Annotated in this window: 16 protein-coding genes; 2 read left to right on the top strand and 14 right to left on the bottom strand. The window is 61.1% G+C overall.

What is annotated here, in order from left to right:
* Nucleotides 1-42: 42 nt before the first annotated feature.
* Both T8A63_RS14345 and T8A63_RS14350 read right to left on the bottom strand, forming a co-directional pair.
* Nucleotides 43-1,023 carry a TAXI family TRAP transporter solute-binding subunit gene (locus T8A63_RS14345; RefSeq protein WP_322344190.1) on the bottom strand — a complete coding sequence of 327 codons (981 nt, stop codon included), beginning with the start codon at nucleotides 1,021-1,023 and terminating at the stop codon, nucleotides 43-45.
* A gap of 287 nt (nucleotides 1,024-1,310) precedes the next feature.
* On the bottom strand, nucleotides 1,311-2,297 hold the full coding sequence (locus T8A63_RS14350; protein ID WP_322344191.1) for a zinc-dependent alcohol dehydrogenase family protein: 987 nt from the start codon (nucleotides 2,295-2,297) through the stop codon (nucleotides 1,311-1,313).
* 157 nt (nucleotides 2,298-2,454) lie between these two features.
* On the opposite strand from T8A63_RS14350, the gene T8A63_RS14355 reads away from it, so the two are divergent.
* Nucleotides 2,455-3,360 (top strand): LysR family transcriptional regulator, encoded by a 906-nt coding sequence (locus T8A63_RS14355; protein ID WP_322344192.1) that lies wholly within the window; start codon nucleotides 2,455-2,457, stop codon nucleotides 3,358-3,360.
* An 18-nt stretch (nucleotides 3,361-3,378) separates the two neighbouring features.
* On the opposite strand, the gene T8A63_RS14360 is transcribed toward T8A63_RS14355, so the two are convergent.
* From T8A63_RS14360 to T8A63_RS14385, 6 genes are read right to left on the bottom strand one after another with little or no spacing between them, the layout of a single operon-like run.
* Nucleotides 3,379-4,092: a hypothetical protein gene (locus tag T8A63_RS14360; RefSeq protein ID WP_322344193.1), complete on the bottom strand. Its 714-nt coding sequence runs from the start codon at nucleotides 4,090-4,092 to the stop codon at nucleotides 3,379-3,381.
* A gap of 47 nt (nucleotides 4,093-4,139) precedes the next feature.
* Complete coding sequence (locus T8A63_RS14365; RefSeq protein ID WP_067630899.1) at nucleotides 4,140-4,499, bottom strand: response regulator; 360 nt, start codon at nucleotides 4,497-4,499, stop codon at nucleotides 4,140-4,142.
* Nucleotides 4,496-6,499, bottom strand: a complete 2,004-nt coding sequence (locus tag T8A63_RS14370; protein ID WP_322344194.1) for an ATP-binding protein — start codon at nucleotides 6,497-6,499, stop codon at nucleotides 4,496-4,498. The genes T8A63_RS14365 and T8A63_RS14370 overlap by 4 nt, the downstream gene beginning before the upstream one ends.
* Nucleotides 6,486-7,451, bottom strand: coding sequence for a response regulator (locus T8A63_RS14375; protein ID WP_067940864.1), 966 nt, complete (start codon nucleotides 7,449-7,451; stop codon nucleotides 6,486-6,488). The genes T8A63_RS14370 and T8A63_RS14375 overlap by 14 nt, the downstream gene beginning before the upstream one ends.
* Before the next feature lie 4 nt (nucleotides 7,452-7,455).
* Entirely contained in the window at nucleotides 7,456-8,871 is a 1,416-nt protein-coding gene (locus tag T8A63_RS14380) for a hypothetical protein (protein ID WP_322344195.1), read from the bottom strand.
* Nucleotides 8,868-9,224, bottom strand: coding sequence for a hypothetical protein (locus T8A63_RS14385; RefSeq protein ID WP_322344196.1), 357 nt, complete (start codon nucleotides 9,222-9,224; stop codon nucleotides 8,868-8,870). The genes T8A63_RS14380 and T8A63_RS14385 overlap by 4 nt, the downstream gene beginning before the upstream one ends.
* 89 nt (nucleotides 9,225-9,313) lie before the next feature.
* Between T8A63_RS14385 and T8A63_RS14390 the strand changes: the two genes are divergently transcribed.
* Entirely contained in the window at nucleotides 9,314-10,342 is a 1,029-nt protein-coding gene (locus T8A63_RS14390; RefSeq protein ID WP_067629787.1) for an IS110 family transposase, read from the top strand.
* Nucleotides 10,343-10,561: 219 nt separating this feature from the next.
* Here T8A63_RS14390 and T8A63_RS14395 read toward each other — a convergent pair whose 3' ends face one another.
* The 6 genes from T8A63_RS14395 to T8A63_RS14420 form a co-directional block, all read right to left on the bottom strand.
* Nucleotides 10,562-12,148, bottom strand: a complete 1,587-nt coding sequence (locus T8A63_RS14395; protein WP_322344197.1) for a glycosyltransferase family 2 protein — start codon at nucleotides 12,146-12,148, stop codon at nucleotides 10,562-10,564.
* 6 nt (nucleotides 12,149-12,154) lie between these two features.
* Nucleotides 12,155-14,098, bottom strand: coding sequence for a cellulose biosynthesis cyclic di-GMP-binding regulatory protein BcsB (locus T8A63_RS14400; RefSeq protein WP_322344198.1), 1,944 nt, complete (start codon nucleotides 14,096-14,098; stop codon nucleotides 12,155-12,157).
* A gap of 12 nt (nucleotides 14,099-14,110) precedes the next feature.
* Nucleotides 14,111-14,446, bottom strand: a complete 336-nt coding sequence (locus T8A63_RS14405) for an Hpt domain-containing protein (protein ID WP_067630919.1) — start codon at nucleotides 14,444-14,446, stop codon at nucleotides 14,111-14,113.
* 244 nt (nucleotides 14,447-14,690) lie between these two features.
* Entirely contained in the window at nucleotides 14,691-16,991 is a 2,301-nt protein-coding gene (locus T8A63_RS14410; protein WP_322344199.1) for a xanthine dehydrogenase family protein molybdopterin-binding subunit, read from the bottom strand.
* A 4-nt stretch (nucleotides 16,992-16,995) separates the two neighbouring features.
* Entirely contained in the window at nucleotides 16,996-17,466 is a 471-nt protein-coding gene (locus T8A63_RS14415; RefSeq protein ID WP_067940853.1) for a (2Fe-2S)-binding protein, read from the bottom strand.
* A 148-nt stretch (nucleotides 17,467-17,614) separates the two neighbouring features.
* A complete protein-coding gene (locus T8A63_RS14420; RefSeq protein ID WP_322344200.1) occupies nucleotides 17,615-18,361 on the bottom strand; it encodes an SDR family oxidoreductase in 747 nt (248 codons plus the stop codon).
* Between the last annotated feature and the right edge of the window lie 12 nt (nucleotides 18,362-18,373).

The raw sequence follows: 18,373 nt of genomic DNA on the forward strand, positions 1-18,373 counted from the left end.
GCCCCGATTAGGGACGGCATGCAAGTTTGTCTAGGCGTTTGCTTAGTTACCGTAGATCATATCATCGGAAATATCGGCATCCGCGTTCTCTTTGAACCATGCCGCCGCGCCGGGGTGCCATTTCAGAACGGTGTTCTTTTTCCAGTTCTCTGGCAGGGAGGACGCAGCCGCCTTGTGAATGCCCTTCATCCGCTCATTGTCGGACATGACCACATCCACAGCCGCTTTCACGAAGGATTCCGGCAGATCGCAGTTGGCGATGGCGAAGTTCCACATGGAAACCGAGCGCGCATCTGCTTCAAGCGTGGTGTAGGTGCTGGATGCGATGTCGAACTGAGATACCGGGAATTCTTCGAGCAGTTTGGCCTGCTCTTCCTCGGTGAACTCGATGATGTTCACATCCGTCTGCACTTCGAGCTGGCTGACCGCGGGGACCGGCACGCCGGCAGCAAAGGCGATCACGTCCAGCAGACCGTCCTGCAACTGGCCGCCCAGATCGGTCCAGCCGCCGTTGCGGCGCTCATACTCGACGCCCAGCGTGTCCATCATGCGCGGGAAATAGGTGTCGGAGGTGGAGCCCGCCGGACCAAAGCCGATCTTGGCACCCGCCGGAATGTCAGCCACGGTTTCGATGCCCGAGGACGCAAGCGCGGTCACCGAGAAAGGTGTCTGGTACATCGGGAACATCGCGCAGGCTTGGGTCATTTCCAGACCGGGTGCGATGGGGTTGGTGCCAGCCAGCGATTCCGCCGCCGGACCCATCGTGGTCATGCCGAAGGCCGCCTCGCCGGTGTGGACCAGCGCCATGTTCTGCATCGGGCCGCCGGTGACTTCGCCGCCGCCTGTCAGGCCCAGTTCTTTGGCCACGAGGTTCGCCCAGCCGGAGCCATAGGCGAAGTAGGTGCCGCCTTGGCTGGCTGTGCCGACGGTAAAGCTGCTGGGCCAGTCGGATTTATCAACGTCCTGTGCGGCGGCAGCGCCTGCCAGAATGGTGGTTGCAGCGAGGATTGCGGTGAATTTCATGTCTCTCTCCCTTGGTTGCTCTTAACGGGCGTCGGCACAGGGTGCCGCGCGCCGCTGCTGTATTCAGCTTGTCCGGCCAATTAACTGTACTCTGATATGCAGAGGCAAGACCGAATTTGCCGCCAATCGCGAGATGAGGAAGAAAGAGGCAGGCTACCGTGGGGTCAAGGACGATTTCCTTAGCGCTCGCCGCCCACCCTCCCTCTTCAGAGGGAAAGTTAGGGCAGCAGCCAGTCCCTACCCCGCCGCAAAAGATACGCGGCGGGGCCGGAGTATTTCAGGCCGGATCAGACCTCGATCACCACCTTGCCGAGGGCCTGCCCGCTTTGCAGCCGCGCATAGGCCTCGCCAACTTGGCTCAGATCAAAGGTCTTTTCGTCCAGCAAGGGTTTCACCGCGCCCTCATCCACCACCGTGGCGAGGTTGCCAAGGATCTCTCCATGTACCGCGCGGTTCACGTCGTGCAGCATCGGCAAGAGCATGAAGACCACGTGCAGGGACAAGCCGCTGAAGTGCGCCGGGGTCAGGTCGATTTCCGAAAGTGCCACGGTTGTCACCACATGGCCGTTCAGCGCAGTGGCAGCGAAAGAGTTGGTAAGATTGTCCCCACCGACGGTGTCGAACACTGCATCGAACCCGCGGCCAGAGGTTTGCGCGGCCACATAATCTTCGATTTTCTGGGTCTTAAAGTCGATCGCCCGCGCGCCATAACCTTCGATCACCGCAAGCTGGTCATCCCCGGTACCGGTCGAAGAAACCTCGGCCCCCAGATGCCGGGCCAGTTGGATTGCCAGATGACCCACGCCGCCTGCGCCGCCTTGGACCAGCACCTTCTGCCCGGCCCCGACGCCCGCCCGGTGAAGCCCTTCCCAAGCGGTGATGCCCACCAGCGGCAGGGCAGCCGCCTCGCGCATCGACAGCGATTTGGGTTTATGGGCGATCAGCCGCGCGTCGGCGCGCATGAGTTCGGCCAAGGCCCCTTGCAGATCAGCCAACCCACCGGCGCAGCCATAGACTTCGTCACCAACAGCGAAACCAGTGACACCTTCGCCCAGTTCTTCGATCACCCCAGCGAAATCCATGCCTAGAACGGCAGGCAGATCCGGCGACAGGGGCAGGTCTTTGCCCGCGCCCTTGATCATGGTGTCGATGGTGTTCACGCTCGTCGCTTTGACGCGCAGCACCACATGACCGGGGGTGGCCAATGGGCGCTGCAGTTCGGCTTCGACAAAGGGAGCATCAGCGCCGTAGCTGGTGAGGGTCATGGATTTCATCGGTCTATCTTTCGCTGAATGTTGCGTTGAGGCAGATATAGACCAGCGGGATACGCTAGATAATCCGGCGACAGCTGAGTTCATTTTCTTGATATTGAATACAATATCAGCCGACTGTACGCTGGCCCTGCGGATAGCCCGCAGCAAGGACAGCCCCATGGACATCGACAACCTGCGCCTTTTCGTCATGGCTGCCGAACGGCTTAACATCTCGGCCGCCGGGCGCGCCTTGGGGATGGCCCCTGCCGTGGCCAGCGCGCGTTTGGCCAAGCTTGAACAGGAACTCGGGGTTGAGCTTTTGCGGCGCACCACGCGAAAGGTGTCGCTGTCGCTGGATGGGTCCGACTTTCTGCCCTATGCGCAGGAGATACTGGCGCAGGCCGATGCCGCGCGGGCCATTCTGGGCGGGACAAAGGCGGGGCCGAAGGGCATTTTGCGCTTCGCCGCCCCCAGCAGCTTTGCCCAACGCCATATCATGCCGCTGCTGCCAAAGTTTCACGAAACCTACCCTGAATTGACCCTCGATCTGCGCCTCTCCGACACCCGGTTTGACGCGATCGAAGGCAGTTTCGACCTCGCCCTGCGCAGCGCGCCTTTGACCGACAGCAGCCTGCGGGGGCGCAAGCTGGCCGATGACACCCGCGTGCTCTGTGCCGCGCCGTCCTATGTGGATACCTATGGGATGCCCGACACCCCTGCCGACCTGCGGGGTCATCACTTTATCGCATGGGGCGATCTTGAACCGCGCGCGCTGATCGGGCCGGAGGGCGAGGCCGCCACGCTAGCCCCGAGCGAGATGACCTGCCGCGTCATCATGGACGACGGCGATGCCCAGCGGGAAGCGACACGCGCGGGGGCTGGCATCTCGGTCAATTCGCTGTGGAGCGTGGCGGATGAACTTGCCTCGGGCCAGCTGCTGCGGCTGCTTCCGGGCTGGCGGATGAATGACCGCTCGGTGCTTTGGCTGGTCTACCCGCGCTCGAACGTGCTGACCCCCAAGACGCGGTTCTTCATCGACTTTCTGATTGCCCACCTCGGCAACCGCCCCGATTGGCGCGATTGAGAGGGCCCGGCGTGCGCCCTAGAAGCTGTGCCAAACCCCGACTTTGACCTTGGTCACGCTATCGGTGAATTCATGGGACAGGCCGAACTCCAGAAAGCTGTTCTCGGACACTTTGACCACATGCGACGGGGCGAAGACCAATGTTTCATCGCCGTCAGAGGGGGCCGCGAATTCCAGCTTGAAAATCGACAGGTTGCCATTGGCGTGGTTGATGCCAAAGGAACTGTCGATCTTGCCCAGACCTTCGCCGTCTTCGTAGAGGGCATAGGTGCTTTCCACCCCCAGCCAGCCGTTGCCCCATGCGCCCGACACCGGGCGGCCCCATGACAGGCCGGGCCGCAGGGCCGCCACCGCGCTGCCATCGCGCTCGGCCCAGCCAAGACCAAGTTCAGCGGCGAAAACGTTGTCCCCCTCAGGTGCCCCCAATGGATAGCGCAAAAAGGCGATGGCGCTGACCTGACCGGCGTCTCGGCTTTTGCCGATGTCGAGACCGAAGGTCAGTTTCTCGGTGACACCGTATTCATAGTAAAACGCCCCGTAATCGCCGAAGTCGGGGCCATCTACCGTGGATTCATATGACAGCGTTACAAAGCTTTTGTCCTCGCCCCGCGGCCAAGCCGCCGAAGTCACCTCGCTTGCCGAAACGGTCAATGCCGCAAACGCCGAGAGGAAAACGAGGCCGGACCATATGCGCCGCGTGGATCCTGTGGGCATCTGTGCTGTTTTGGGCATGATAAGTTCCGCTTAATCAAAGCCGCGAGGGGCTGCGCGATGAGGTATTAGGCGATCGACCGAATGAAATCCGCCAGCTTTAGCGGTTTGAACGGTTTGTGCAGAATGTAGTCGGCCCCAAGGGCGCGAAACTTCTTTTCCGATTCCGGCGAGGTTTTGGCGGTGCACATCACGATCTTCGTGTCGTCCAAATCCGCATTGGCCCGCGCACAGCGCAACACCTCCATGCCATCGGGGGGCGGCATCATCACATCCAGCATGATCACGTCGAAAGACTGGGTTTCCATCGTGGCAATCGCGTCCAGCCCGGTGGCCGCGAATGTCGGTTCGATGTCATCTTCGGTCATGATCGCAAACTCGATCAACTCGCGGATGTCATCCTCGTCATCGACGAACAACACTCTCATGCCGGGGCCCCCTGCTCGGGCGTGGCACCAGTATCACGGGCGAACCGCACATAGAATGTGGTGCCGGGGTTTTCGTCTCCGTCTTCTTCAGAGCGCGTCTCAAAGCTTATATCGCCATCTTGTCGCAACACCAACTCCCGCGTGATGGCCAAACCCAGCCCCGTGCCATTCGCTTGGTTTTCGCGAGAATGCACAGGGTCAGCGAACCTTTTGAACATACGATCATGCGCGGATCTAGGGATGCCCGGCCCCGCATCGCAGACATAGAACGTGACCCATTGATCGTCCACCTCGGCGCCGATTTTTACCGTCCCGCCGCGCGGCGTATATTTGACCGCGTTCGAGATCAGGTTGGAAAAGATCTGCTGCATGCGCACGGTGTCCACCTGCACATAGGCCTCTTGCGCCGCGTTTGGCCCTGCGTGAATGTCGAGTTGCACATCACGGTTCACCCCATAGCCGGTGTTGGCGGCAATCGCCTCTGACAGCACTTCCGACACCGCGACCCGCTCGGCTTGGATGCTGAGTTGGCGTTGGTCAATAGCCTGAAGGGTCAGGATGTCATTGACCAGCACCAAAAGCCGGTCGGCGTTGCGGGTGGCCATCGACAACAGTTTGCCCGCGTTCTTTGGCATGGTATCGCCAAAGCGGTCGTGCAGAATTTCAAGCGACCCGGCAAGGGATGTAAGCGGCGTGCGCAATTCGTGATTGACCGAGGTAACAAAGGCCGTGCGCGCCGCCACCAGACGCTCTTCGGCAGAGATATCCTGAAGCACGTTATAGGCGATATAATCCCCATGCAGATGCAGTTTCATCACCCGGCATTGCACCGCCACACTCTCGTTCTCTGCCGTGGGGATCTGAACGCGGTGAACGGCCACGTCTTCGTCCATCTGCGAAAAGGGAGGGACCATGCCGCGCAGCTTTTGGACGGCGTCGATATCCGATGAGACGCCCATCAGTTGCCGCGCCTTGCGGTTGGAGCGGTGCAGCTTGTTGTTGTCATTGTAGACGATCAGCCCGTCGCCGACATTCTCGAAAATCGCGTCGAATTCGCTCTGCGCCACACGAATGCGCTCGCGGTCGCGTTCGGAGTTGCGCAGGGCCTGCGCCAGTTGGGTCGACTGCCGTCTGGCGCGGATCGCCGCGTTGATCACCGTCAAGAACAGGATCGTCGCAAGGCCCGCAAACGCCACCGTGCGCTGCCAATAGCTTTGCATGACCGCCGCTTTGCTGCGCGTCACGTCGATATAAAGGTCAAGCGCCGGGATCTCCTTGCGCGCGCGGAACACCGGCGTGTCGGGGTCACGCTGGGGCCGCCCCGAGGCAAAGGCGCGCTCTCCGTTGGAGGTCACCACCTCGACATACATGTCCTGTTGCAGCCCATCCAACGCAAGCAGCTGGGAGTAGTAGTCTTCGCCCAAGGACGACGCCAGCACCCCGCGCGGTTGACCGTCGATGCCGATCAAGGGCCATGCAATCGGCGTCAGCCGCCGCCCTGTGGCGCGCGATACGATAGGCACCCCGACCGTGTATTCATCAACATCAAGCCCGATCGCTGCCTGAAAATAGGCCCGGTCCCCAAGGTACTGCCCCATCAGAGGTTTGATCGTGGCCCAAAGCACGACCCCATCCGCACCGATCAGCACCAGCGCATCGACCTGTTTGGTCTCTTGCACGGCGGAATTCATCAACGCGCCATATTGCGCTTCGAATTGATCCGGGTCGCTCAGACGCGCGGTCGACAGCTCGTCGATGAGCCCCCACATCCGCACATTCGCAACCGAAAGGGAGGCATCGACCGCCTGCTCATAAAGCTCTGCGAAATGCTCAAGCTCCACTTCCGCACGGGTCGTGGCGCGGTTGTAGTCGGACCACGTGAGAAACGCGAGCCCAACGAAATAGATCAGAACGACCGTTGAGATCAGTCCCCAAAACAGGGTTTGCGAGCGTGAGGAAGGCTCCGCATCGACTTTGTTGGTGGGCTCAGTGCTGACCATTCCTTGGCAGATGTCCTATATCGTTGGCGGCAAGGCAGATCGTGCCCGTCGCGCCTGTTTTTCCAGCACTTTCGACGCCCTGAATGCCCCGCGCAAGCGACGTGGCGACAGCCGCGTCGGAGGGCGGTACGACACAGGCACTGACGCTCAAAGGACGGGATGTCCAGCCTTCTTTCACAGAGGCCGACGCCTCTGCCACGGCAGAGATATACTGCTGCGCCCGCGCTTCAAGCTGCGCGTGATCGGCATGAAGCGAGCCGTAGACGAACAGGTCATCCTCCCAATGGGAAAAACCGTCCCGGGCGGGGATATCGACCTTGCCAAAAAGCCCAGCCACAAGGTGCTGAAGCTCTTGCCGCTGGCCACGCGCCGCGTCTGATTGATCGCGGTCACCGTCGATCCGAAACACGATCAAGCCAAGGTCTTTTTGCATCGCGGGGGACAACGACATGAGGTTGCCCTGAAAGCCGCCCTTGCTGCCAAAAAGGCTGGGCACCGTGGCCTCTGAAAAGCTCTGCACGGCGCGGCGGCGCGCGCCCCGGTTTTCGCCCGACCGGCGGCGGTCCAACTCTGATTTCAAGCGCAGGCAACTGCGCATTCGGGCCTGAAGCTCAATCTGGTTAAAGGGCTTGGTGACATAGTCATTGGCCCCCGCCATGAAGGCTTCGGAAAGGGAGCCCATATCTGTCCGGCTGGTCAGCATAATGATCGGCACATCGCTCCATCTGTCTAGGGCACGGATACGGGCACAAAGTTCGATACCATCGATATCGGGCATCATTATGTCCATCAGGATCAGGTCTGCGGGGGGCTCATCGCTTTCGATCGCGTCAAGTGCCGCGCGGGGATCGATGAAGCTGACGACATCGTCGAACCCAAGCTCCGAAAGCGTGGCATTGATGAAATCCTGCGCGATGTCCGAGTCGTCAACTGCGATAATTCGTGGGCTCATGACTTTATTTCCACTCGTTAATTCTTTCAAAAACAAGCCATTGGCTGTTCTGAAAAACCTCCTCATACCCCGGCAGCTGCGATAGTCTCAGCTGCGGGAACCTGCGCAGAATTCTGTCTGCTGTGATCTGCCCCTCGGCCTGCCGCGGGACGACGATATAGTTTGTCCGCGGCACGCCCCCCTCAAGCGCCCAGTCGTAGGCAGGCTCTCCGGCGATCACCAGCCGGTCTATATTCCCCAAACCGACCACGATCTGGGGATTTTTTTCAACATCTACCATAATTTCAGACTTGTCGCGCAAGAATGAAACAACTTCCTGCGTGGGGCGCGACGCTGCGTTCTCTTTCCCAAGCATTGCATTGGTCCAAACGCGGGTTTCGTTATGGGCGACATGGCGCATGACAAGCGCAGAGGTCAGCAGCGACAGCGCCATCAGGGTGATGGCAATGGGTTCGCGCAGCGGCAAGTTGGGCCAAAAGCGGATCGCGGCGATCAAGACGCCCAGCATGGGCGCCAGCGCCATGGCCGGGTCGCCTTCGACGTGGAAAAACGTGTTCAGCGTATACCCGCCCAGCACAGCGCCCACGGCGGCCAGCAGCGGCATGAACAGCCGCGGGATCAAGATGTTGCGCAGGATCGCGACAAAGGCCGCGGGGCCAAGTCCGGCCAGAATGACCAAATGCTCGCGCAGGGTCAGCGGCGTCGCGGTTTCCGACAAAAGCGGGACAAGGCGGCTGTCGAAGATCATGCTGACAAACATCAGCGACCCCACGGCGGCAAGCACCGGATAGAACATCGCCACAAGATACCCCGTGGAAGAGGCCGCAATCATGCTGGGCCGCGCCGCCACGATCATGAAGGGCATCGCCCCCAGGCAGAGCATCAGACCGTAGCTGTCCGAAAGCGCCACCACCAAAAGCCCCACGGCCACTTTCATCATGTCGGGCGCGTTGCCGGTCAGCCGCAGATTAACGATGCCGCGCGCGAACAACCATGTGCCCAAGATACAGAACATCGTTTCAGGCCCATCGGCCAAGGCGCGTAAGAAGAAGGGGTTCAACGCCAGCAGAAGCACGACCAGAGCCGCAGTCACACCCGAAAACTGACCCGTATCGCGCAGATTGAGGAACCACATAACCAGCAGCCCCGCCCCCACCAGCGCAGAAAGCACGAAGGGCACTGGCACCTGTGTGGCAGGCAAGACCGCCTGCCCCAACAGCGACAGCGCATAGGGCACGGGCGGATAGAAGGCATCCGTAGCCTTGAACTGCACCGGCCCGTCGATCTGCACGATGGACTTGGCCCAAAGGTCGGTCACATCCATTGACAGAAAGCCATGCGCCTCGGTCCAGCCGAGGCTGAGCAAGAGCACCAGCGCCAGCACGACAAAGCCAAAGGACCAAAAGGCGGCGCGGATCATTGCGTGGCCTCCGTCGCTTCGGCGCTGGCTTCGGCGACCTCATTGGCGGTGTGTTTGGACAGGCCGTGCTGGGTCTTCTCCCAGTAGAACGGGTTGAAGATCAGTTGCGACAGCGCCTTGTAAGAGGCCACGGTCATCAACACCCAATAGCCCACCACCGTGATCCCCCAAGGGGCCAGATCGGTCCATCTGCGCCTAAAGGGCGCGACCATCGTGAGGTAGATCAGCAGCCCATTGCCCGCCAAAAGGTTGACCAGCGAAAGATACAGCACCGGCAGCGGGAAATAGGGGGTGATCACCTCGGTCCCGAAGATCAGCCAAATGGCAAAGATCGACCAGAACACCGGGTTCAACAGATGGAGTGGTTGCCGCCCTCCCCAGACGGCATCGCAATGTGCCAAGGTCGTGGTGTTGAAAGCCACACAAAGAGGAGGACGGCGAGATGAAGGATATGATGATCGGGGTCGATCTGGCAAAGAATGTTTTTCAAGTTCATGGGGCGCTGCACACGGGGGAGATTCAGTTTCGCAAGAAGCTGACGCGAACGCAGTTTCCCGTGTTCATGGCTAAGCAGGAGCCAAGCTTGGTTATCCTCGAGGCATGTGGCAGCGCACATTATTGGGCGCGCGAGATGGAAGCGCTTGGACATGAGGTAAAACTCATCGCGCCACAGTATGCTCGCCCGTTCGTGAAGCGCCAGAAAAACGACGCTGCCGACGCCGAGGCGATTGTCATCGCGGCTCGCCAGCCCGAGATGCGCTTCGTGGAGCCTAAAACAGTCGAGCAACAATCGCGCGCGGCAGTTTTCCGTGGCCGGGAACGCCTGGTGCATCAGCGGACGGCGGATGTGAACGCCTTGCGGGCGCTGTTGTATGAGCATGGGCATGTGTTTCCTCAAGGGATACGCAGTCTTAATCGCATCACAGCGCTTGTAGAGGATAAGACTGCCGACTTGCTGTCATTGATCCGCGAGGAGTGCTTGGACCTGCTGGCGCAGATTGCAGAGAAAACGGCGCGTATCAACGAACGCACCGCGAAACTCGAGTCGCTGGCCGCTGAGTCAGACAGGGCGCGCAGGCTTCAGACTATGCCCGGTGTTGGGCCACTGACGGCCATCGCTGTAGAAGCGTTTGGACCTGATATGGCGCAGTTCAAAACGGGACGTGACTTTGCGGCTTGGTTGGGTCTGGTGCCCAAGCAACATTCTTCGGGAGGCAAAGAACGTTTGGGGCGGATGACCAAGGCCGGGCAAGCTGATATAAGACGTCTCTTGATCATTGGGGCAATGTCGCGGCTGGGCTGGCTCGGACGGCGCACAATTACGGAGGGCAGCTGGCTATCACGATTGTTGGCGCGCAAGCCCAAGATGCTGGTCGCTATCGCGCTGGCCAATAAGATGGCCCGGCAAATCTGGGCGATGCTGACAAAGAACGAAGATTACAAGGATCCGGCGCTGGCAGTCGCGGCATGATGCTCTTGTTGAACTGCTAGCGACGGTGCCAAGGGGAGTGTAAGAAGACGACGACCTGAATGGGCAAAACGATCGAATAGATCTGGATTGGGAAAACCAGTTAGGGCCTACGAGCTCAGAGCTCGCTCAACAGATTTGGACCTGATCCGCTGATCACCATCCCGGCCCGCGGCTTTTGGAAGTGCCGCATCTCGAGGCCTTACAGAAGACCGCACTCGATCACTCGCCAATAGGGTCAAAAAATTCTTGCACTACGGGCGGCAACCACAGAAGGCCCGACAGCACCGTGCCCCCGATGAAGAAGATAAAGCCAAAGACCCCCGCACTGCCGACCGATTGCCACAGGTGAATCGGTCTGCGGCTGTGCACAAGGAAGGTCTGCATATAGCCCTTGATCCAGCGCGACCGCTGGCGCACCCAGTTCGGGATCGAAACATTGGCCTCTTCAAAGGTCGTGGAATCGATGACGCCGACGCGGTAGCCCTTTTGCGTCAGACGAATGCCCAGATCGGCGTCCTCGGTCACGTTGAAGGGATCCCATGCGTTCAACTCGCGCAGCACGTCCATGCGGAAGTGGTTCGAGGTGCCGCCCAGCGGGATCGGCACACCCAAACGCTCCAACCCCGGCAGCATCAGGTCGAACCACAGCGAATAGTCCAAGGTGAACATCCGTGTCAGCCAGTTTTCCCGCGCGTTGTAGTAGTTCAAACGGCACTGAATACAGGCGGTATTGGGCGCGGATTGGTTGAAGGCGGCGATGACCTTTTTCAACTGATCCGGCTCTGGCTTGTCCTCGGCGTCAAAGATCACAAGGAAATCGCCCTGCGCATAGCGCAGCGCAAAGTTGCAGGCTTTGGGCTTGGTCTGCGGATGCGAGGCCGGCACGCGGATGATCTCAAACACGCCTTCGAGGTCCAGCTTGCGCGCCGCGTCGATCGTCTCGTGATCACCCTCTTCCAGCACGATCTTGATGTCGAGCTTGGCCAGCGGGTAGTCGAGATTGCGCAGCGCTTGGGCAAGGATCGGCAGCACCTCAGGCTCGCGGAACATCGGCACCAGCACGGTATAGATCGGCAGGTCTTCGTCGCGCAGCAGCGACGCCTCAGCCGCGATGGCCCGCGATGAGGTCTCCTGCGCGGCACCGCCCAGCCAGACCAGCAGGGCTTTGAACAGGAAGTTTCCGGTGTAGAACACGGTCAGAAAGACGTTCAGCACGATCAGCGTGACCACTGGCGAAAACGCGAGCCCCAGCAACAGGGCCGAGACCAAAAGGTAAATCACCAAGATCTGCGGCGGGGTCACCACATTCTGCGCCGACATATCCGGGTCAAGCTCTGCCAGAGCAAAGACCGCTTCATGGGAATGTTTCTCCCGGAAGGCGCGTTGTAGCTGCCATGACACATCGAAATGCGATGCCACCACGATGGTCACGCCGGTGCCGTAAACCTCGCGGATGTGCAGCAGTGTGCGCGGCCCGGGCCGCGAGGTGGCCACCGTCAGGGTACCATCCTCTGCCCGGCCAATCGGCACCGTCATAAACTGGTTCATCACCACCGGATCATACTGCCGGATCAGATCATCATCGGCGCGGTCTTCGATCAGATCGACCAGCGTCAGCCCGTGGTAAAAGGCGATCTCCCGGTAGAGTGTCTGCGTGGTCAGCCAGCGCCGCGACAGGAGAACTTTGACCAGAGAGACGTTCCAGTCTTCGGCCAAATCCTCTGCCGCGTCGAGCTGTTCAGCCGTCAGCGCGCCACGGTCAAGCAGCAGCGAACCAATGGCTTCGCTTTCGGCATCCAACGCCACGGTGACTTACGTCTCGTCTTTGCCGCGACGCGCGCGGTAGACGCGCTGGAAGACGATCAGCACAAGCAGCGTCACCAGCACCCAGATGGCCCCAACGATCCAAGGGCGGTACTTGGCCAGCATCTGCGCAAGGCTGCTGCGGTCAGGGTAGACGACATCAACAAGCGGGCTGCGGTCAGTGGCAGTGGCAAGGATCACCCCGTCCTGCCCGAGGAGGGCCAGATCGCCCCGGTCCAGCATCATGGGCCGCTCGGGCGTCAGTTCCGGTGCCGGGCCGTTGCCCGGACGCAGCCACAGACCACGGGTATCGCCACGGGTGACGATCTGCACCACACCAAGGCGCGACAGGTCTTCGCCCGAATAGATCAAGTTGTCTCTACGGTCGCGCACCTCAATGCGGCCCTGATCAAAGGTGATCAGCGGGTCGCCATCTCCGGGGTTTTGCTCAGAGATCACAAAGAAAGGCTCGTCCCCTTCAAGCGCGTCGACCGAGGCGCGGGGCAGGATGGTGGCACGGTCCGGGATCACGCTGCCCGCAACGCCTGCGAGCCACGGCAGTGTTTGCGCGAAATCCAGCGATAGATCGGGGTCGAGCACGACCTGAACACCATTGCCGAACTCCTGTCGCAGGGCAAAGAAATCCTGATCCTGCGGCGCGGCATCGGAAAGCAACAAGGCGCTGCCGGGCAGGATTTGCGCCGGATAGCCCTGCCGCTTGAACCGGCATTCGCCGCCCGTGGGCTGACGCTGGATCGACACGCGCAGCAGGTTGTCGCGCCCCAGCAGGCCGCTGGGCACAGAAAAGGTCAATTGCTCGGGCTTGCCACTGCCAAGCGGGCGGTTGCCCAAAAGCGTGTCATTCAGAAAGACCGAGGCCGTCGCCCCGCGCCCTTCGGGATCAAGCGCTGCGGCCACATGCAGGTTAACACCGGCCACGCCCTTGCCCGCTGGAAGATCCGAGGACTGGAACGGAACAAAGAAGTCTTCGGTCGAGACCACGGCGCGCGGGGTGAGATCGGCCTGCAAAGCAGAGAGCGGCAAGCGGTCATCGAACAGAGCCTGAGCCCCTGCCACATCGACCACGGTCGCATCCGTGTTCGACAGGGCCGACCATTCCGACATCATCTGCCACAGCCCCACCTGCGGATCACTGCCGCGCAGGGTCAAGACCGGCAGGCCCGTTTGGGTATCCACGGCCATCTCACTCGCCACGCCAGAGGCAGTCACGTCAAGCTGGATGACACCTTCGGACCATGCGCCCGCCGGGCTTGCCGTTTCCTCAGCAAAGGTCAGTCGCCCTGCCTCGGCGTCAAACAACGCCGCGGCGCGGGTCGCGGCAGCCAGAGCGGCGAGGGAATCGTTTCCGTTGATCGCAAGGCGCGTATTCGCAGGACGCAGCCCCGCGAAGGCAGCCGATGTGTCGATTTCCGAGGGGTCCAGTTGCAACGTCACGGAAGACGCCGCCGTGATCTCAAGGAAATCCCCCGAGGCACGCTCGTCCACACAGACCCGATCACTGAGGGCGCCGGAATAGGACAGGCCCACGGCGATAAACCCGCCAGAGACGTCTTCGGGGCTGAGCGGCACGGGCAGGCTCAGGCGCCCTGCCCCATTCGGCAGCGCCTGCGATGTCACGGGGCGGCCCGCGACCGACACTTGCAAATAGCGGTCCACCTCGGTGGTGGAGGCGTGTTCAAGCTCCAGCTGCAAGCTGCCCGAGTTCAGCGCATCCGCGTCGGGCAGCGGAATATAGATCGTCGCGTTTCCAGACAGTTGTCGGAAGGAAATGCCGTTTTGAAACCCAAGCTCCGCCAGATCGAAGGTCCGTGCGATCAGCCCCTCTTGGACCTGCTCCGCGGGGGCACGCGCCGCGTCCTCACCCGTGGTCGTTTGAGCGTGAACTTGAAACGGCAGCAAAGCCGCCAGCAAACCAATTGCGGGATACTTCATGGAAAGGCTTTCTTAGATATTTTCGACGACGCTATTGGCATCGGCCAGAGCCGTCTCAATTATACGAACATCATCGGCTGACAAGGGCGAAGAGGACTCATCGGCATCTTCGGCGACGCGCAGCCCCTTGCGCAGACAATCTTCAATCTCAAGGTATTCCAGCATCGCGGCGTTCCCGGCCAGATCGTGCAGCATGCGGTGGACCTTGCGCGCTTTCGTCTCGCGCGGATCGGCCCCGTCCGTCTCGCGCAGTGCGTCAGAGACGGCCTGCAAGCGATCCGGGATCCCTTCGATAAAGCGTTTTCGCGTGGCGGCAACGCGCTGTTCATATGTCTCGGTAGGTGCCACAGATTGTCCTTCGTACCAGCCCGCAACCGGGCATAGATCGCGCGTTTAGATTATTGTTCGAAACCTGTCAGAATTATGGCGTGGAGGGTAAATCCCCACGTTTTTAAGAGAGAATGCGCAAAATTTGGGCCGTTGAATTTGGGCAGTCACTGTGCTGCCCGCCGAATGCACGCCCCGCTCAAGACGACCACGCCCCCGGCCAAGATGAAAGACGGGCGCGGCATGTCGCGCCCGTCTCTTGGTATCAGCTTTCCAGCGCCGCGAGGACCGCATCAGCGGTGATCGGCAGATGCCGTACCCGCGCCCCGGTGGCGTTGAAGATCGCGTTGGCAACCGCCGGCGCGATGACCGTGGTGCCCGGCTCGCCGAGACCGACGGGCGCTTCCGTGCTCTCGACAAAGGCCACTTCGATGTCCGGCACATCAACCATCCGCAATGGCGTATAAGACCCGAGGTTGAGATCAACGACATTGCCGTCTTCGATCCGCGTGCCCTCATGCAGTGCCATGGACAGGCCCCAGAGCGCCGCGCCTTCGCATTGCGCGCGTGCCCCATCGGGGTCGACCACGGTGCCACAATCGAAGGCCAGCCACATCTTCTCGACAGCGACCTCGCCCGTTTCGGCATCCACCGCCAGTTTGACCGCGGCTGCGGTCCAAGTTGGCATGGTCCGCGACTGACCAAAGGTGGTGGCGATCCCGATTGCCGTGCCCTCGGGCAGGTCGGTCTTGCCGTAGCCTGACATCTCGGCCACGCGCTGCAAGACAGCCGCCTGACGCGACGCACCGCCCACCGCATTGGGCGCAGAGCCCGCGTTGATGCCTTCGGCCTTCAGGTGATCCAGACGGAACTGCAACGGATCGGCATCGACCTTATGCGCGGCCTCGTCCATGAAGCTTTCGACAGCAAAGTTGGTCCAGCCCGGCCCGACCGAGCGCAGCCAACCGGGACGGAAGGTCGCATTCGCCAGATCGTTGGAGATCGCCCGCACGCGGTGCGCGCCCACGCTGTACCAGTGATCCGCACCGTCGATGGCAAAGGGATCATAGGGTTCTTCGTTGACGCCTTTGGGCATGAAGCCCGGTGCCATCACCTGCGTCGGCCAACCGGCGGCGGCGTGGTGTTCCATCCCCGTGACGGCCTTGGCATCGTCAAACGCCATGCGCAGTTTCTGCACCGAAGGCGAGCGAATGCTGTCAAACTGAGCGTCTTCCTCGCGGGAGAAGACCAGTTTCACGGGCTTGCCGACAGCTTTGGAGGCCAGTGCGGCGGGCACGATATAGTCACCGTTCAACCGGCGGCCAAAGCCCCCGCCCAGCATGTAGCTGCGCATCACGATTTTATCGGCAGGTACCTCAAGCGCCGTGGACAGCGTCGGCAGGATCAGCGATTGCCACTGGTTGCCCGCGTGAGTTTCCCAGACGCCATCGGCGTTCTGGAAGACGGTCGCGTTCACTGGCTCCATCTGGAAGTGCAGCACGGATTGCGTGGTGTACTCGGCCTCAAGCGTCTCGGTGGCGGCGTCGAAAACGGCGCTGGTCTCGGGCTGTTCGGTGTGCAGGATCGACCCGGCGTCGCTTCCGATCAACTCGCGCGAGCGGGCTTGGATATCGTCTTCGGAGACATCGGCCGTCTCGCCTGCGGTCCAATCGACGCTGATCTCATAGGTGGCCATCCGCGCGGCGTGGAGCGTTTTGCCCAGCACCACAACCCAGCCCGGCACGGTGCCCGACGGATCATCCAGCACGACAGTCTCAAGGTAGCCTTTGACCTCTTTCGCGGCGCTGTCATCGACTGAATTGACCTTGGAGCCATAGCGCGTCGGCGGCAGCATCGGCACGCCGTAGACCATGCCATCGACCTTGGCATCCAAGCCATAGATCGCCTGACCGGTGGTCTTCGTATCCAGATCAAGAGGATGCACGTCTTGGCCCACAAGGCGCAGATCGGCATGGGGTTTCAACGGCAGGGCTGCCAATTCGTCTTCGGTAAAGCTCCGGTCGAGCCCTTCGGCTACCAGATCGCCGTAGCTGATGCTTTGCGTGCCATCGGTCACGGCACCGTCGCGTGCGGTCAGGCCAGAGGCATCAACGCCCCACTTGGCCGCCGCCGCTTCGATTAGCGCGGTACGGCCCGCAGCGCCTGCCTGACGGTAGACCGGCCAGCTTTGCCAGATCGACCAGCTGCCGCCGGTGACCATCAGGCCCCATTTCTCGGCTGAATCCACATGGGTGATGTGCACATCTTCCCAAGCCACTTCCAGCTCATCCGCCAGAATACGCGCGATGGCGGTGCCGACGTGCTGGCCCATTTCGGCGCGGATGATGTTGACGTTGACCTGACCGTCGGCGTCGATCCAATACCACATCGACGGCTCGAATGTCTGGCCGTTTGGCATGATCGGTGTGCCATCCGGCACGGCAGGGTTCATCGCGGCGTTCGACGCCTGTGGGAAGCCAAAGGCAACGCCCGCGGCGGTCATGGACACCAAAAAACCACGGCGGGTCATTTGCGATTGATTGTCGGAGCCTTTCAGGCGGGACATCAGATTAGCCATTGTCGGAACCTCCCATTGCGGTGGCGGCGTCGCGCACGGCTTGACGGATACGGGGGTAGGTCATGCAGCGGCAAAGGTTGCCGGTCATCACCGCGTCGATGTCTTCGTCACTGGGGTTCGGCGTGTCTTGCAACAGCGACGCCGCCTGCATGATCTGGCCCGACTGGCAGTAACCGCATTGCGGCACGCGCAGGTTGCGCCATGCTTCTTGAACGGGGTGCTTGCCCTCTTCGTCCAGCCCTTCGATCGTGGTGACCGACAGGCCCTCAACATCCGCCAGATAGGTGATGCAGGACCGTGTCGCCGTGCCGTCGATATGCACGGTGCAAGCGCCACAGGCGCCGATGCCACAGCCAAACTTGGTGCCGGTCAGACCGATTTCATCGCGGATAGCCCACAACAGGGGCATGTCCGGGTCTGCGTCGACAGAGATTTGCCGCCCGTTCAATTCGAATTTTATCATGAAGTGGTGTCCCTTGGGGTATGCTTTGCCTGAGGGGAGCGCGCGTATAGCTGCCCTGATGTGAACGGTTGAACATAGTCCCAATGTCCTGAGATGACAGCGCAAGACTGCGCTGATCACGCGATTGTCAGATCACCCGCGCCGCCCCTTAGACGTGCTGCCCGCCGTTCACCTCAATCTCGGTTCCAGAGACATAAGAGCTTTCTTCGCTACACAGGAAATAGATCGCCCGCGCCACCTCATCCGGCTGGCCGAGGCGGCGCATGGGGATGTCGCGTACAATCTTGTCGGTGCCTTCGCTGAGGATTGCCGTCTCCACCTCGCCCGGTGCGATTGCGTTGACCCGCACGCCGAGGGGGCCGAAATCATGGGCCATCTCACGGGTCAGCGCAGCAAGCGCCGCCTTTGAAGTGGCATAGGCCGCCCCGGCGAAGGGATGCACCCGCGACCCGGCGATAGATGTGACATTCACCACCGATCCGCGCCCGGCAGACAGTTCATCCTGAAGCCCCCGCGCCAGCACCACGGAGGCAAAGAAGTTCACATGAAACACCTGTCCCCAGGTCCGCAAATCGGTGTCGAGCGTGCTGAGCCGCACGCCATCTTCACCCTTTGGCGAAATGCCTGCATTGTTGACCAGCGCGTGCAGGGGGTTGCCGTTCAACAGCCGCTTGACCTGTGCGACGGCCTCTATCGTCTGGTTCGGATCGCTCAGATCGACCTGCACATGATCCTGCGCCCCACCGGGCCAAGGGCATTCGGGCGAGAACGCCTGCCGGGAACAGCCAATCACCCGCCAGCCCTTGCCCGCGAAAGCCTTGGCCGTGGCATGACCGATGCCCCGGCTCGCCCCCGTCAAAAGCAGCGTCTTTTGGTCGTGGTCCGCAGTATCCATCGCTTGATCCAA

This window comes from Sulfitobacter sp. OXR-159 (assembly GCF_034377145.1).
GTDB lineage: Bacteria > Pseudomonadota > Alphaproteobacteria > Rhodobacterales > Rhodobacteraceae > Sulfitobacter.